Below are 15352 nucleotides of genomic sequence, written 5' to 3' on the forward strand. Positions count from 1 at the left end.
CATGGATTATGCCTCTATTTTGCTTTCTTCAAACTTACGGTACAAGGTTGGCACCACAATCAGTGTCAACAAGGTTGAAGTGATCAAGCCACCAATGACCACGATTGCCAATGGCCGCTGTACCTCTGAGCCTGGGCCGGTGGCAAACAGAAACGGCACCAAGCCTAGCATGGCCACCGTGGCCGTCATCATGACCGGTCGGAACCGCTGCGCGCAGCCCTTGCGAATCGCCTCCAGTTGACTCAGGCCTTCATCACGCAAGGTGCGGATATAAGACACCAGCACCACGGCATTAAGTACTGCAATCCCCCACAGGGCAATAAAGCCGACAGAGGCCGGGACTGATAAATATTCGCCGGTGACAAACAAAGCAATCACGCCGCCAATCGAGGCGAATGGCAGCACCAGAATAATCATGGTGGCAAAGCGTATCGATTGGAACAGCAAGAACAGCAAGAAGAAAATCGCCGCAATGGTAACTGGGATAATAATCATCAGGTGACCCATGGCCCGCTCCATGTTCTGGAACTGGCCACCATACTCAAGGTAGTAACCATCGGGCAATTGCAGGCGCTGATCCAGCACTTGTTGCAGCTCCGCCACAAAACCACCCAGGTCACGGTCTTTCACGTTCACCCCGATGACAATACGGCGTTTGGCCAGTTCACGGCTGATCTGCGCCGGGCCATCTTTCACTTCAATATCGGCCACATCGTCCAGCGCCACGCGCGAGCCGTTAGGGGAGGTCAACATAATGTTGCGGATGGCTTCTTCATTATTACGGAAAGATTCTGGATAGCGTACTGCGGCTGAAAATCTGCGTTGTCCCTCAAAAATCTCGGTGGCGATTTTGCCGCCTATGGCTGTTTCAACGATGTCATGCACATCGGCAGTGTTGATGCCATGACGGGCAATCGCCTGACGGTCAATCGTAATATTCAGGTATTGTTGCCCGGAGACTTTTTCTACCTTGATTTCTGTCGCGCCTTTGACCGTGCCGGCAATCTTGGCAATTTCGTCCGCTTTTTGTTTCAGCATATCCAGATCTTCACCGAAGATCTTGACGGCGACATCGGCACGCACCCCAGTCAGCAACTCATCCACGCGGTCAGAAATAGGCTGCGCCATGATGATTTGCACGCCCGGGATGTACTTCTCAAGCACTTGACGCATTTTTTCCGCAATATCATCCTGTGTCCAGCCTTCCGGCCATTCATCACGCGGTTTCAGGCTGATAATGGGGGTGGACTCGTTTTGTGCCTGCGCATCGGCCGGGCTTTCACCACGGCCGAGGCCGGAGATGGCAGACTTGACGCCCGGCACTTGCTCCATGATCAGCTTCATCGCCTTGTTTTCCATTTTCATGGATTCTTCGAGCGAAATATTAGGGACACGGTTAATGCCCGGCACAATCGAGCCTTCTTTCATTTCTGGGATAAAAGAAGTCCCTAAAAATGGGAATAGCGCAATGGTGCCAATAAATAAAAGCGCCGAGAAAGTAATGGTTTTTTTCTCGTTATTGAGTACCCAGTTCAGAGCGGATAAATAGGGTTGCTTGATCGTCTGTATCAGCTTGGTGTCTTCACCGCTCCCGCCCTTTAACACATAGGAGCACAGCGCTGGCGTCAGGGTCAGCGACAAGATCAGCGACACAAACAGGGCAATGGCAATGGTGTAGGCCAGAGGCGCAAACATTTTGCCTTCCATGCCTTCCAGTGTCATCAATGGCAAGAACACCAGGATAATAATGCCTACGCCAAACAAGACGGGTGTCGCCACTTCCGTGGCAGCTTCCAGTGCCACGCGAATCCGGCTTTCATCTTTACGGTGCCCCAGGTGGTGAAACGTATTTTCAACCACCACGACTGATCCATCGACCATCAAGCCAATGGCAATCGCCAGACCACCCAGCGACATCAGGTTGGCAGAAATCCCGTAATGGTTCATCACCATAAAGGTAATCAGGGGCGTCAGCACCAGCGTGCCGACCACAATCAGGCTGGAACGCACGTCGCCCAGGAACAGGAACAGAATCACAATCACCAGAACAATGCCTTCAATCAGCACTTTGGTAACAGTGTGTAGTGCCGCATCCACCAGTTCGCTACGATCATAATAAGGCACGATCTGCAAGCCATGCGGCAGCATGCCTTTGCTGTTGATTTCTTCCACCCGCGCCTTGATGCGACTAACCACTTCCTTGGCGTTGCCGCCACGCATCATGATGACGATGCCACCCACGGATTCGGTATCACCATTTTTCAGCACCACGCCGACGCGCACTTCATGGCCTATAGTGACTTCTGCGACATCACGGATGTAGACCGGGATGCCGTTTTCTTCCTTGAGCACCATGTTGCGGATATCGTCTAGGTTTTGCACCAGGCCGACACCGCGGATCAGGTATTGCTCGGCATAGTGGGGCAGAATGCCGCCGCCACTGTTGGCATTATTACGCGCTAACGCTTCATACACATCTTTGAGCTTGATCGAAAAATGCGTCATGCGGTCAGGATTGACCAGGACCTGATATTGTTTAACGTAACCGCCTTGAGAGTTAATCTCGGCTACGCCGGGGATACCGCGCAGCAATGGGCGCACGACCCAATCCTGGATGGCGCGTCTTTCGGTCAGGTCTTCACGCGTCAGTTCTTTTTTGCCATCACTGGGTTTGTCCAGCGTGAATTGATACACCTCCCCCAAGCCAGTGGAGACTGGCCCAAGAATAGGCGTCACGCCTTGAGGCATACGCTCCATGACTTCCATCAGGCGTTCCATCACCAGTTGTCGGGCGAAATACACATCGGTGCTGTCAGTGAAAACCAGCGTAATCAGCGACAGGGCATTTTTATTCACCGATCGCATTTCAGTGAGGCCGGGCAGGCCGGTCATGGCGATTTCCAGCGGTACGGTGATAAACCGCTCAACTTCTTCCGGAGATTTTCCGGTGGCTTGTGTCGCAATCATGACCTGAACGTTGGTCACATCAGGAAATGCGTCGACAGACAGTTTTTTAACGGCAAATAAACCGGCGCCAATCAGGGCGATGGCAAGCACCAACACAATCAGGCGCTGCTTGAGCGCGCTGCGAATTAAAGACTCAATCATGCCTTACTCCATTTCTTTGCGCTTACGCTCGTTATTGACGTGAAAAGCGCCATCCAGCACGATTTGGTCACCAGCTTGCAAGCCCTGTAATACTTCCCGGTAACCCTGGTAGGTTCTACCGAGGGTGACAGGCATCAGTTTGTATTGCGTTGGTTTCATGGTTTGCACAAAAACATGGTCTGCATTGTTTTCACGCACCACAGCCGTCGCGGGTACAGCCACAACTTTTTCCGGTTTAGCCTCGAGCAGGATGGTGATCAGCATGTCTGGCTTTAACAGCATTTTGCTATTATCGATATTGGCACGCGCCATCACGGTCCGCGTGGCCGGGTTAACAATATCGCCCACAAACGCCAGCTTGCCGGTCAATTCGGCATCGTCCAGTGCCGGTACCTCAATATTGATGGTTTGGCCTTCGCTGATATGTGCAATTTGCTGTTCAGGAATCTCGGCAACCGCCCAGACATGCGATAAGTCTGCAATCACAAACAGCTCTTCGGCCGGGGCGACGACTTGCCCCAGTCTGGCATTGCGTGCGATGACCGTGCCGGTGATTTTTGAATTCACCTGGCTGGTAGACATGCCGCTATTGGCCAGACCCAGCTGCGCGATGGCATTAGGCGCCATGCCAAGGACCTGTAACTGGTCGCGGGCAGCATTGACCTCTGCATTGGCGGCATTGAGCTCACCTTCACGGCGCTGCAATTCGGCCGGGCTGATCACGTCGGCTTCAAGCAATTGCTTGGCGCGGTCAACGGCCTTTCTATGCAATTGCATCTGCTGGCTGGCTTTAATATAACTTAGTTGATACTGCGCCAGCTCTGTACTTTTGATGGTGGCCAGACGCTGGCCTGCTTTAACTTCGTCGCCCAGATTGACATCGAGTGTACTGATACGACCGGTAATCGACGCCCCTGCACGCGATTCATATTGTTCATCCACCTGGATACGGCCAGGGATGCGCAAAGTATCGACGAACTGTACTTCGGTGACCGGACCGGCCTTGACGTTGGCTTGTAATTCTTTGGTCAAGGTGACCAGGCTAGGGTCGACGACTTCTTTTTTTTCTGCAACCGGGGCAGGTTTTTCTGAGCACGCGGTAGACATCACAGCCAGCGCGGCGACCAGTAAAGTTGAAAATAACACACGAGACATGACCATCCCCTTAAGGTTGTACCAAATCGGAACCGATGAAACGTTCGATTTGCAAGACACTGAAAAAATAATCGAATTTGGCAATCAGGTAGTCCCGTTTGACTTCACGATTGACGCGTTGTGCATCCAGATACTCCAGAATGCCGCGTTCTCCGAATTTATAAGCCGCTTCAGCGCGACTCAAGGTTGCCTGCGATTGTTGTAACAAGCCGTTTTCAAACGCTTTTAGCTGGTTGCTGGCAATCACGGTCCGTTGATAGGCGCTGTCTATCTCCTTACGCAGTAACAGTTGCTGCTGCTTGATGTTGGCATTGGCTTCCTCAATCCCCGCCACTGCTTGTGCTATTTGGCCTTCGCGCCGGTTCCAGACCGGTAAAGGCACCACCACGCCTACTCTTAAGGTATTCAGGTCCGGGTCTTGCGTGAAGTCTGACTTCACGGTCACCCCGGGGAAACGTAGCGCCTGCTCCAGCTTTAGTTTGGCTTCAGCACTGTCCCTGGCACTCTGCAGCTGTTGCAGGTAAGGATTGTTCTCTGCCGAACGTCTCAATTCGGTGATGTCGGGTAGGTTCGAGATGGTAGGTAACTGCCGCTTGATCTCAAACGCGTCAGGCATATTGCCGATCATGCCATGCAACATGGCTTTGGCTTCGTCAATTCTGGTTTGTGCACTGGCATAGTCACGTTCAGTGGCCAGTAATTCAGTATCCGCCTTGATCAATTCATATCTGGCCGCTTCGCCTATTTCAACTTTGCGTTTGACGCGGCTTTGTACTTGCTGCAGTAACGCCAGGTTTGCGCCCAGCATTTCCATAATCTGCTGGCGGAGTAAGACATTCAAGTAAGCCGCTTTAATCTGGTTACGCAAGTCAAAGCTGGTAGTGTGGATGCCTTTCTCGGCGTAATTAAACTGCTGCTCTGCATATTCACGACGGGAGGCGCGTGTGCTAAGAAAGTCCAGTGGCTGGGAAATGGTCACGCCATAGTTCTGGTTGGTCGTACCTGGGGCATTACGATATCTGGCGGGTCCCGCCATGATTTCCAGGTCCGGATTATAGTAAGAACGCGACACGGTAACGCCAGCGGCAGCAGCTGCCGTTTGAGCTTTACTCACTGCAATGGTGGGATTCTCAGCCACGGCTTTGTCCAGCAGCATTTGCAAGTCAAAAGTTTGGCCTTCGGCCAGTGCGAGGGCGGGCAGGCTACACAGCCATCCCAGCCAGTATAAGGTTCGCCAACGAATACAAGACAACATAATGATCCTCATGACAGCGTGCTGTTGACAGCACTCTGTGAATACATATGACACCTGCGTCACATCCTGAGGATGCGCGCAGGCACGACGTCTTTAAACGGATTGCGGAGGCCGGTCTAGCCAGAAGGATAAGAGCAAGTGATAGGAAGAGGATTGATGTTCGGGAGGATGGAACTGGGTTTTATGTAATGGGTAACTGAATCCGGGGAGCAGGATTTTATCAATGTCGATTTCGGCAATCTCAAGCATGTCTACCGAGTTGCTCACCTCTCCAAAGTCCGCAGACAACGCGTCATCGGATGCATTAGCCAGGCTCGCGACTGTAGTGACGGCGTTGTCAAGCAAGCCGGTCTCGAGCAGGGTAGTGGTGGCCGCCGGTTCGGCGGCCGTTGTTTGCAGTGCAAACAGCAAACACAACACATGTAGAAAATAAAAAATCTTTTGCATGTACAAAATCAGTTCTGTCAGGCAATTCATTGATAGCAATAACTATACCAGCAATTTGCATATCCCTAACGTATTGATTTTAAGCCTGGCTGAAACAAAACACGGGGGCCAGGCAGCAATCGCATGACTCGTGTCCATGGTTTTTTTGCACTAAAGCAGTGCAAGAAACACAAAAGCCACCGTTTAGAGTGGCCTTTGTGCGATGAAAGTTCAATCCAAATCAGGCTGAAACAGTTTCCTCTTTAAAATTCAACTGAATCTGGTCATGTTCATCAATATCAATATGGACCTGACCACCATCATTTAGCTTACCAAATAGCAATTCATCGGCCAGGGCTTTGCGGATCGTATCCTGGATGAGGCGTGCCATCGGACGCGCACCCATGAGTGGATCGAAGCCTTTTCTGCCCAGATAAGCCTTAAGCTCATCACTGAAGGTGACATCCACTTTTTTCTCATGCAACTGATCTTCAAGCTGCATCAAGAACTTGTCTACCACGCGCAGTATGACTTCCTGGTTCAAGGCACTGAACGACACGGTCGCATCAAGACGGTTACGGAACTCAGGGCTGAACAAGCGCTTGAGGTCAGCAGCTTCATCGGTGCTGTCCTTGCTGTTGGTAAAGCCTATGCTGGCTTTGGACATGCTTTCTGCACCCGCGTTAGTCGTCATGATAATGGTGACATTGCGGAAATCCGCCTTGCGGCCATTGTTATCTGTCAGTGTGCCATGATCCATCACCTGCAACAGAATGTTGAAGATGTCAGGATGGGCTTTTTCAATTTCATCTAGCAGCAATACGCAGTATGGTTGCTTGGTGACCGCCTCAGTCAACAAACCACCCTGATCAAAGCCGACATAGCCCGGAGGCGCACCAATCAGGCGGGAGACGGCGTGACGCTCCATATACTCGGACATATCAAAGCGCAGCAACTCAATGCCCAGGATGTAAGCCAATTGTTTGGCCACCTCGGTTTTACCGACCCCGGTGGGACCCGCAAACAGGAAGCTGCCAATCGGCTTGTTGCCATTGCCCAAACCGCTGCGAGCCATTTTGACGGCAGAAGACAATACTTCGATTGCCTTGTCCTGACCAAACACCACGGCTTTGAGATCGCGTTCCAGCGTTTTGAGCGCATTGCGGTCATCACTGGAAATATTTTTCGGCGGAATGCGCGCAATCTTGGCAATAATCTCTTCAATCTCTTTATTGCCAATAATTTTTTTCTGCTTGCTCTTTGGCAGAATGCGCTGGGCTGCTCCTGCTTCGTCAATCACGTCAATCGCCTTGTCTGGCAAATGGCGGTCGTTGATGTATTTGGCAGACAATTCAGCGGCCACAGTCAGGGCGCTGGCACTATATTTCACACTATGATGCTCTTCAAAGCGGGTCTTAAGGCCTTTGAGAATTTCAATGGTCTCAGCCACGCTAGGCTCTTGCACGTCGATTTTCTGGAAGCGACGAGACAGGGCGTGGTCTTTCTCGAAGATGCCGCGGTACTCCTGATAAGTGGTCGCACCTATGCACTTGAGGGAACCGTTTGAGAGCGCTGGCTTGAGCAGGTTGCTCGCATCCAGCGTGCCACCACTGGCAGAGCCGGCGCCAATCAGTGTGTGGATTTCATCAATAAACAAAATCGCATCCGGTTTCTCGGACAATTGTTTCATGACGGCCTTCAAGCGTTGCTCGAAATCACCACGGTATTTGGTGCCAGCCAACAGCGCGCCCATGTCGAGCGAGTACACGGTGGCATTTTCCAGCACTTCTGGAATTTCTTTGTTGACGATGCGTGAAGCCAAGCCTTCTGCAATCGCAGTTTTACCTACGCCTGCCTCACCCACCAGCAGCGGGTTGTTTTTGCGGCGACGGCACAATGTCTGGATCACGCGCTCAAGTTCCAGGCCACGCCCAATCAGCGGGTCAATTTTGCCCGCAACAACTTGCGCATTGAGGTTCAGGGTGAAGTTTTCGAGTGCGCCGGTGCTGACACTTTCACCTTCAGTTTCCTGTTCGCTGCTGCTGGATTTTTGCTCGTTTTCCTGGATTTTGGCCACGCCATGTGAAATGAAGTTGACCACATCCAAGCGAGTCACGCCTTGCTGATGCAGGAAGAACACGGCATGCGAATCTTTTTCGCCATAGATTGCGACCAGCACATTGGCGCCCGTCACTTCTTTTTTGCCGGAGGACTGCACATGCAGCATGGCGCGCTGGATGACGCGTTGAAAGCCAAGCGTCGGCTGCGTGTCAACCTCATCGCTGCCAGCCACTGTCGGCGTGTGTTCTTCAATATATTGGCTGAGTTCGCTACGCAGGGTATCAAATTTGGCACCGCAAGCACGCAGGACTTCTGCGGCTGTCGGGTTATCTAACATAGCCAATAACAGATGCTCAACCGTAATCAATTCGTGACGCTTTTGTCTCGCGTCCATAAAAGCCATGTGCAGGCTAACTTCAAGTTCTTGAGCAATCATGATGACTTTCCTTAATACACTACACTACAAAAAACGCCGGATTCACAACAGCAACCCTTCGCTAACTGGCAAAAACGATTTGTTTTCTTGTTATCGTGCTTTTTTCAAAAAAATTCAATGCCCCAATCGTACTATTTGCTCAAGTTTAAATGAGTCAAACTGAATGAAACCATGTATTCACATGCTACCACTGCTGCTGATACTTTGAAGCGCAAGAATGTCAGCGTATTTGCCCGATATTCTTGCGATGCCTATTCCCGGCTTCAACCCTGTGTTACGCCGCTTCAATGACGCATTGCAAGGGATGTTGCGCTTCTCTGGCCGACTCCAGCACCTGGTGCATTTTGGTTTCGGCTATGTCTTGTGGGTATACACCGCATACGCCCACACCCTCGGTATGTACTTTGAGCATGATTTGCGTCGCTTGTTCGCGGGTCTTGCTAAAAAAACGCTCAATCACTGCCACCACAAACTCCATCGGGGTGTAGTCATCATTGAGTAACAACACCTTGAACAGTTCGGGAGGTTTGGGTTTGGCAACTTGAGGGGCTACCGCCAAATCACTATCACGCTTGGGTCTTGCCATAGTTTCGTATACCTGTCTTAGGACTTATTTTGCGCCTTGTATTAAAAAATTCAAGTGCTGGATACGGAAGTTAGCCGTGTTTTAAAGATAAATTTTGACGCGCTTGACGATACGATCCTGCGCTTCCAGGATTTCGAGCCGGTGATCACCGATCTTGAAGCTGGTATTCTGCTCGGGAATATCCTCAAAGTGCTCCAGAATCAGTCCATTCAATGTACGTGGACCATCGGTAGGCAACGAGAGTTTCAATTTGCGGTTGAGATCGCGCAACAGACTGCTGCCATCCACCAGCCAGCTGCCATCTTCATGTTGATGAAACTGGCGTTCATGTTCTGGCGTTTGAGTGGTGAACTCACCGACCACTTCTTCCAGAATGTCCTCCAGTGTCAGCAGGCCTTTGAATTCGCCATATTCATCTACCACCAGCGCAATGCGTTCATGGTGCTTCTGGAACTGCTGTAACTGGGTATACAGCGGTGTGCCAGAAGGGATGTAGTAGGGCAGACTCATCGCTGCCTGCAGCAACGCTTTGGTGGGCGCCTGGCCAGTATGGAAGTCGCGCAGGAGCGGCAGTACTTTGCGCACATGTAAAATGCCAACAATGTCTTCATGATCGCCCTGGCGCACTGGCAGCCGCGAGTGGTGGCTACGCACCAGTTGTTCCATGATTTGCTCAATCGGATCATCGAGGTCTATGAATTCCACCATGGTGTGCGCGGTCATCGCATCGTCGACAATAATGTCTTCCAGATCAAGCAAGTTGAGCAAAATGGTCCGGCTTTGTGACGGAATATATTGCCCGGCATCGCTGACAATGCTGCGTAGTTCTTCAGAGGTTACCGCTTGGGCCTGCTCGTCAAAGTTAACGCGTACCCTGAGTATTTTCAGGAAGGCTTTCACAAACAGATTGACAAACCAGACCACGGGCGTGAATAACCATAATAGCGGGTAGAGCAGGTAACTGCTGGCAAAGCCCAGTTTTTCGGCATGGGCAGCGGCAATCACTTTTGGCGAAATCTCACTGAACACCAGAATGGCAAAAGTGATGGCCAGCGAGCCAAACATCAGCACATAGTCGCCCTCACCAAACAGACGCTCCGAAATAATCACTTCCAGCGTCGAGGATCCCACAATACAAAACGTGTTGCCCAGCAGGATGGCACCCAGAGTTTTGTCGGTTTGCGCAATCAAGCGGCTTGCCAGTTTAGCCCCGCGGTGACCTTCTTTGGCCAGATGTCGCATGCGGTAACGGTTCAGCGACATTAAACTGGTTTCGGCAATAGAGAAAAAGGCCGTAAAAGCCAGCAACAGCAATAGCAGGCAAATCTGCCAGCTTAAGGGGATATTGTCCAAGGGGGCGACGATAAAAACAAGAAGCCACTAGTGTACTCACCAGTGGCTAAAAATCAAGGGAAACTGGGACTAGGCTACGGCTTAGGGGGCGAGGGCGGCTTCGTCTTCTTTCGGTTTTTTCTCGCTGTCACCAATCAGGTTGGCACGGTTAACGCCCAGCCACATGGCAATCGGGCAGGCAACCAATACGGATGAGTAAATGCCGAACAGAATGCCAATGGTCAAGGCCAGTGAGAAGTTGTGCAAGGTTTCGCCACCAAAAAACAGCATGGAACAGACCATGGTTTGCGTCATGATATGGGTGATGATGGTGCGTGACATGGTGCGCGTAATCGCATTATCAATCACTTGCACTGCGCTGGCTTTACGCATTTTCTTGAAGTTTTCGCGCACACGGTCAAAGACCACCACAGATTCGTTCACCGAATAACCCAGCACGGCAAGAATCGCGGCGAGCACCGTCAGGTTGAATTCCCACTGGAAGAACGCAAAGAAGCCCAAGATAATAATCACGTCGTGCATGTTGGCGATGATGGCAGCTACCGCAAAACGCCATTCAAAACGCAAGGCCAAGTAACCCATGATGCCTGCGCAGACCAGCAGCAAGGCCAGCGCCCCATTTTCATACAACTCTTCACCCACTTGTGAGCCGACAGACTCCACACGACGGATTTCAGCACCTGCATCCGCGCCTTTCAGGGCCGTCGAGATTTTTTCAGAGAGCTGGGCAATCGATAATTCTTTTTTGACGGGCAGGCGGATCAGCACATCCTGGCTAGAACCAAAGTTCTGCACCGTGACATCTTTCAAGCCAACCGCATCCATGACCTGGCGAATTTGCTCGATATTGGCAGCGGCCGGGTAATGTACTTCCATCACGGTCCCGCCGGTAAAGTCCACCCCATAATTGAGGCCGCGGTGAAACAGGAAGAAAATTGCCAGCACAAACGTGATCAGCGAGATTGAAGTGGTCAGACGCCCGTAACTCATGAACGGGATGTCTTTTTTAATTCTGAATAATTCCATAATGTGTTCTCTTAAATGCGTTTCTAGTCGTGGCAGGTCACGGATTAGCCGATCCGCAGGTGCTCAATCTTGCGGCGATAGCCATACAAGAGATTCACCAGTGCACGAGAAACCAGCACGGCACTAAACATAGAGGTCATAATGCCCAGCACGTGAACCACAGCAAAGCCTTTGATCGGGCCGGTCCCGAACATGAACAGTGCCAGACCTGCAATCAAGGTCGTCACGTTGGAGTCCAGAATCGTATCAAACGCGCGATCGTAACCAGCATGGATACTGGCTTGCGGCGTATTGCCGTTACGCAATTCTTCACGGATACGCTCGTTGATCAGTACGTTGGCGTCAATTGCCATCCCCAGGGCCAGTGCAATCGCGGCCAAACCTGGCAGAGTAAGTGTGGCTTGCAACATGGATAGGATGGCAACCAGCAATAGCAGATTCACACCCAAAGCCATGACCGAGACGCCCCCAAACACCATGTAGTACACAATCATCATGACCGCAATCGCGGCAAAGCCCCACAGGGTAGAGTGCACACCACGTTTGATGTTTTCTTCACCCATGCTTGGGCCCACAGTACGCTCTTCAATGATTTCCATCGGTGCGGCCAATGCCCCGGCACGTAACAGCAATGAAATGTCTGTGGCTTCCTGCGCGTTGGCCATGCCGGAAATCTGTACGCGGCCACCGCCAATTTCTTCATTGATCACCGGCGCTGTAATCACTTCGGTGCTACCTTTTTCAATCAGCAAAATCGCCATGCGTTTGCCAACGTTTTCTCGGGTGACATTTTTAAAGATTCCCGCACCACGGCCATCCAGCGTGACATTCACGACTGAAGCGCCATTTTGGCCATTCACACCAGGCCCTGCATCGGTAATCCGGTCACCAGTCAGCACCACATTCTTTTTCACCAGTACGGGGCGACCTTCACGGTCAGTGAACATCTCATCGCCAAACGGCACCTGTCCGCTTTGCGCTTTTTGCAAAGTAGCCATGTCAGACTTCTCTTCGTCTACCATGCGGATTTCCAGAGTCGCGGTCCGGCCCAGGATTTCCTTCGCCTTGGCGGTATCTTGCACACCAGGCAATTGCACCACAATGCGGTCCATGCCTTGCTGTTGCACGATAGGCTCAGCGACGCCCAGCTCGTTAATCCGGTTGTGCAGCGTTTGCAGGTTTTGCTTGAGTGCGAATTCCTGAATGCGTTTTTGCGCCATCACACTCATGCTGGCTGTCAGGTTGAAGTCCTTGTCGCTGCCCGTAATTTTATAAGTCAGGTCAGAATAGTCCTTTGCCAGCAGGTTGCGTGCTTTGGTGGCTTCTGCTTCGGATTCAAATTTCACTACCACCACTTGGCCCTGGCGCTCAATGCCGAAATAATTGACTTTTTCTTTACGCAAGGCCATGCGGAAATCGCCCATGGTGCTTTCTGCGGCTTTATCCAGCGCGGCTTTCATGTCTACTTGCAGCAGAAAGTGCACGCCGCCACGCAAGTCCAAACCCAGATACATCGGCTTGGCGCCTATGCTTTGCAGCCAGTTTGGCGTTTGTGGCACCAGATTGAGCGCGACGGTATAGTCTTTGCCCAGGTTGGCGACCAATTTGTCTTTTGCCAGCAGTTGCGTATCGGTATTGGCAAAACGTACCTTCACGCCGCTCGCATCCATAAACACGCCATCAAACGGAATATCCGCGAGCTTGAGCGTATCCTCCACTTTGCGCAGCAAGCCCTCATCCAGCTTGAGCGAAGTTTTGGCCGGACTGATTTGTACCGCAGGCGACTCCCCAAAAAAGTTGGGGATCGTGTACAGCAGCCCAATCACAATCACGGTGCCAATCAGCACGAATTTCCATAACGGATAACGGTTCATAACAAACTCTTGTTCAGAATGAAAGGCAAGCGCTTTGCGCTTGCACTAAATGGATAACAGTTAAATCGATTTTAAAGTGCCAGCAGGCAGCAAGGTCTGCACAGTATGTTTCTGTACATGCACCACGGTATTGGCCGCGATTTCGATGCTGACAAAATTTTCACTGACTTTAGTCACTTTGCCGACAATCCCGCCGTTGGTCGCCACTTCATCGCCTGCCTTCAGTGTTTCGAGCATGGATTTATGCTGCTTGGCCTGCTTGACTTGTGGGCGGATCAGCATGAAATAAAACAACACAAAAATGACCACCATAGGCAAAAAGCTCATAAAGTCGGTGGCTGGCGCGCCAGCGGCATAGGCATTGCTGATAAACATAATACTTGTTCCTGAATGAATCTAATAAGTAACTCGCGATTCTAGCACAGGCAAGAGAAGAATAAATGGCGGGGTGTGATTCGAGGATGAAAGGGCGTTATTTGCTGAAATGCGTTTTATGAGCGTTGTCGTTCTGGCGGAGGCCGGAATCTAGACGAGGGTAATATTAGCTTGGTTATAATTGAAGCATGAGCGTTAGTAAAGGGAGCGACTGTTCGAGTCACGCAGCGGCTCACGCATTTTGTGAGCTGCGAGGTCGAGTTTCGTGACTGCTTGTTTTGGCGAGCAACGGAGGGGATAAGCGGAAGCTAGGGTGTCGTTTTCTTTGCCTTCTTTTTGATGGACAAGCATAAGAAAGAGCAGTCGCCTAAAGGCGAAGTAAATCGATCATCGATTAAGCTTATGCCTCAGTGTTTCATTCACCTCTACAAGCATGGAGTTGTTCTTAACGCTTCTCTGCCCGTTTCCGGGCAAATTCCGCCTTAAACGCCTCAAAGCGGTTTTCTTCGATCGCCGCCCGCATGCCTTGCATCAACACCTGGTAATAATGCAGGTTATGGATGGTGTTCAAACGCGCGCCAAGAATCTCGCCGATGCGGTGCAGATGATGCAAATAGGCGCGGCTAAAGTGCTGACAGGTATAGCACTCACACTCATCATCCAGTGGGCGTGTATCCGTTTTGTAACTAGCGTTCTTGATCTTCACATCGCCGTATTGCGTGAACAGCCAGCCATTACGGGCGTTACGGGTGGGCATCACACAGTCAAACATATCAATGCCATAGCTGACGGCATCCACTAGGTCTTCAGGGGTGCCGACGCCCATCAGGTAGCGAGGTTTGTCTTTAGGCATTTGTGGCGCAGTATGTGCCAGGATGCGTAACATGTCTTCTTTGGGTTCGCCGACCGAGAGGCCGCCAATGGCATAGCCATCGAAGCCAATGGCTTCCAGGCCCTGGCGCGAAATATCGCGCAGGTCTTCGTACATGCCGCCCTGAATAATGCCGAAAAGTGCATTGCCGTTGGTGGGCAGATGCTCGGCACGCAGTTGTGCGACCTGTTCCTGGCCACCCTGCAGGGTCAGGGTATGCGCGATGGTGTGTGTCTGGTAGACATTAAAAGCATCGCGACTGCGTTGTGCCCAGCGCAGGCTGAGTTCCATCGACTTGCGCGCCTGATCATGGCTGGCCGGGTAGGGTGTGCACTCGTCAAAAATCATGACGATGTCACTGTTGAGTACACGCTGGATGCGCATGGACTCTTCAGGTGTCAGAAAGCAGCGGTCGCCGTTGATGGGGGACTGAAACTTGACACCTTCTTCGGTAATTTTGCGCAAGTCGCCCAGGCTCCACACCTGAAAACCGCCTGAGTCGGTCAGAATAGGCTTATCCCAGCCCATGAATTTATGCAGGCCATCATGCGCTGCAATCACTTCCAGGCCCGGCCGTAACCACAAATGAAAAGTATTGCCGAGCACAATGTGGGCTTGAATCTCATTGAGCTCCTGTGGAGACATGGCTTTAACCGTGCCGTAGGTGCCCACAGGCATAAAGGCCGGCGTTTGTACTTCACCATGGGGCAGGCTGACGGTGCCGCGGCGAGCTAGGCCGTCGGTATTGTGTAAGGAAAACTGCATGAACGCGCGATAACTGGCTTAAATAAAGCGCTATTTTAGCACAGCCGGGATACTTGCTTCT

Annotated in this window: 11 protein-coding genes; all 11 read right to left on the reverse strand. The window is 51.5% G+C overall.

The features are described from left to right. Window positions 1-6: 6 nt before the first annotated feature. Window positions 7-3108, reverse strand: coding sequence for an efflux RND transporter permease subunit (locus ACT53G_RS08785; RefSeq protein ID WP_313985728.1), 3102 nt, complete (start codon window positions 3106-3108; stop codon window positions 7-9). Window positions 3109-3111: 3 nt separating this feature from the next. After that, window positions 3112-4263, reverse strand: coding sequence for an efflux RND transporter periplasmic adaptor subunit (locus ACT53G_RS08790; protein WP_476169183.1), 1152 nt, complete (start codon window positions 4261-4263; stop codon window positions 3112-3114). A gap of 10 nt (window positions 4264-4273) precedes the next feature. Continuing rightward, window positions 4274-5518 (reverse strand): TolC family protein, encoded by a 1245-nt coding sequence (locus ACT53G_RS08795; protein ID WP_194748620.1) that lies wholly within the window; start codon window positions 5516-5518, stop codon window positions 4274-4276. A gap of 93 nt (window positions 5519-5611) precedes the next feature. Further along, window positions 5612-5965, reverse strand: a complete 354-nt coding sequence (locus tag ACT53G_RS08800) for a hypothetical protein (RefSeq protein WP_194748619.1) — start codon at window positions 5963-5965, stop codon at window positions 5612-5614. A 220-nt stretch (window positions 5966-6185) separates the two neighbouring features. Beyond that, the gene (gene clpA / locus ACT53G_RS08805) at window positions 6186-8441 is read right to left on the reverse strand and encodes an ATP-dependent Clp protease ATP-binding subunit ClpA (RefSeq protein WP_194748618.1); all 2256 of its coding nucleotides are present in this window, start codon (window positions 8439-8441) and stop codon (window positions 6186-6188) included. A gap of 274 nt (window positions 8442-8715) precedes the next feature. Continuing rightward, window positions 8716-9027, reverse strand: a complete 312-nt coding sequence (clpS, locus tag ACT53G_RS08810; protein WP_194748617.1) for an ATP-dependent Clp protease adapter ClpS — start codon at window positions 9025-9027, stop codon at window positions 8716-8718. 81 nt (window positions 9028-9108) lie between these two features. Then, entirely contained in the window at window positions 9109-10380 is a 1272-nt protein-coding gene (locus ACT53G_RS08815; RefSeq protein ID WP_313985737.1) for an HlyC/CorC family transporter, read from the reverse strand. A gap of 81 nt (window positions 10381-10461) precedes the next feature. After that, window positions 10462-11406 carry a protein translocase subunit SecF gene (secF, locus tag ACT53G_RS08820; RefSeq protein WP_194748615.1) on the reverse strand — a complete coding sequence of 315 codons (945 nt, stop codon included), beginning with the start codon at window positions 11404-11406 and terminating at the stop codon, window positions 10462-10464. A gap of 44 nt (window positions 11407-11450) precedes the next feature. After that, window positions 11451-13280, reverse strand: a complete 1830-nt coding sequence (gene secD, locus ACT53G_RS08825) for a protein translocase subunit SecD (RefSeq protein WP_194748614.1) — start codon at window positions 13278-13280, stop codon at window positions 11451-11453. 60 nt (window positions 13281-13340) lie between these two features. Next, window positions 13341-13655, reverse strand: coding sequence for a preprotein translocase subunit YajC (yajC, locus tag ACT53G_RS08830; protein ID WP_194748613.1), 315 nt, complete (start codon window positions 13653-13655; stop codon window positions 13341-13343). Window positions 13656-14100: 445 nt separating this feature from the next. Further along, the gene (locus ACT53G_RS08835; RefSeq protein WP_338655228.1) at window positions 14101-15291 is read right to left on the reverse strand and encodes a tRNA guanosine(34) transglycosylase Tgt; all 1191 of its coding nucleotides are present in this window, start codon (window positions 15289-15291) and stop codon (window positions 14101-14103) included. Window positions 15292-15352 lie beyond the last annotated feature (61 nt).

The organism is Methylophilus sp. DMC18, from assembly GCF_056314005.1.

What these genes read in the sequence shown, in the direction of transcription:
- ACT53G_RS08790 (WP_476169183.1), bottom strand. Translation starts at nt 4,263, where the DNA reads ATGTCTCGTGTGTTATTTTCAACTTTACTGGTCGCCGCGCTGGCTGTG.
- ACT53G_RS08785 (WP_313985728.1), bottom strand. Translation starts at nt 3,108, where the DNA reads ATGATTGAGTCTTTAATTCGCAGCGCGCTCAAGCAGCGCCTGATTGTG.
- ACT53G_RS08795 (WP_194748620.1), bottom strand. Translation starts at nt 5,518, where the DNA reads ATGTTGTCTTGTATTCGTTGGCGAACCTTATACTGGCTGGGATGGCTG.
- ACT53G_RS08835 (WP_338655228.1), bottom strand. Translation starts at nt 15,291, where the DNA reads ATGCAGTTTTCCTTACACAATACCGACGGCCTAGCTCGCCGCGGCACC.
- clpS (WP_194748617.1), bottom strand. Translation starts at nt 9,027, where the DNA reads ATGGCAAGACCCAAGCGTGATAGTGATTTGGCGGTAGCCCCTCAAGTT.
- yajC (WP_194748613.1), bottom strand. Translation starts at nt 13,655, where the DNA reads ATGTTTATCAGCAATGCCTATGCCGCTGGCGCGCCAGCCACCGACTTT.
- ACT53G_RS08800 (WP_194748619.1), bottom strand. Translation starts at nt 5,965, where the DNA reads ATGCAAAAGATTTTTTATTTTCTACATGTGTTGTGTTTGCTGTTTGCA.
- secD (WP_194748614.1), bottom strand. Translation starts at nt 13,280, where the DNA reads ATGAACCGTTATCCGTTATGGAAATTCGTGCTGATTGGCACCGTGATT.
- secF (WP_194748615.1), bottom strand. Translation starts at nt 11,406, where the DNA reads ATGGAATTATTCAGAATTAAAAAAGACATCCCGTTCATGAGTTACGGG.
- clpA (WP_194748618.1), bottom strand. Translation starts at nt 8,441, where the DNA reads ATGATTGCTCAAGAACTTGAAGTTAGCCTGCACATGGCTTTTATGGAC.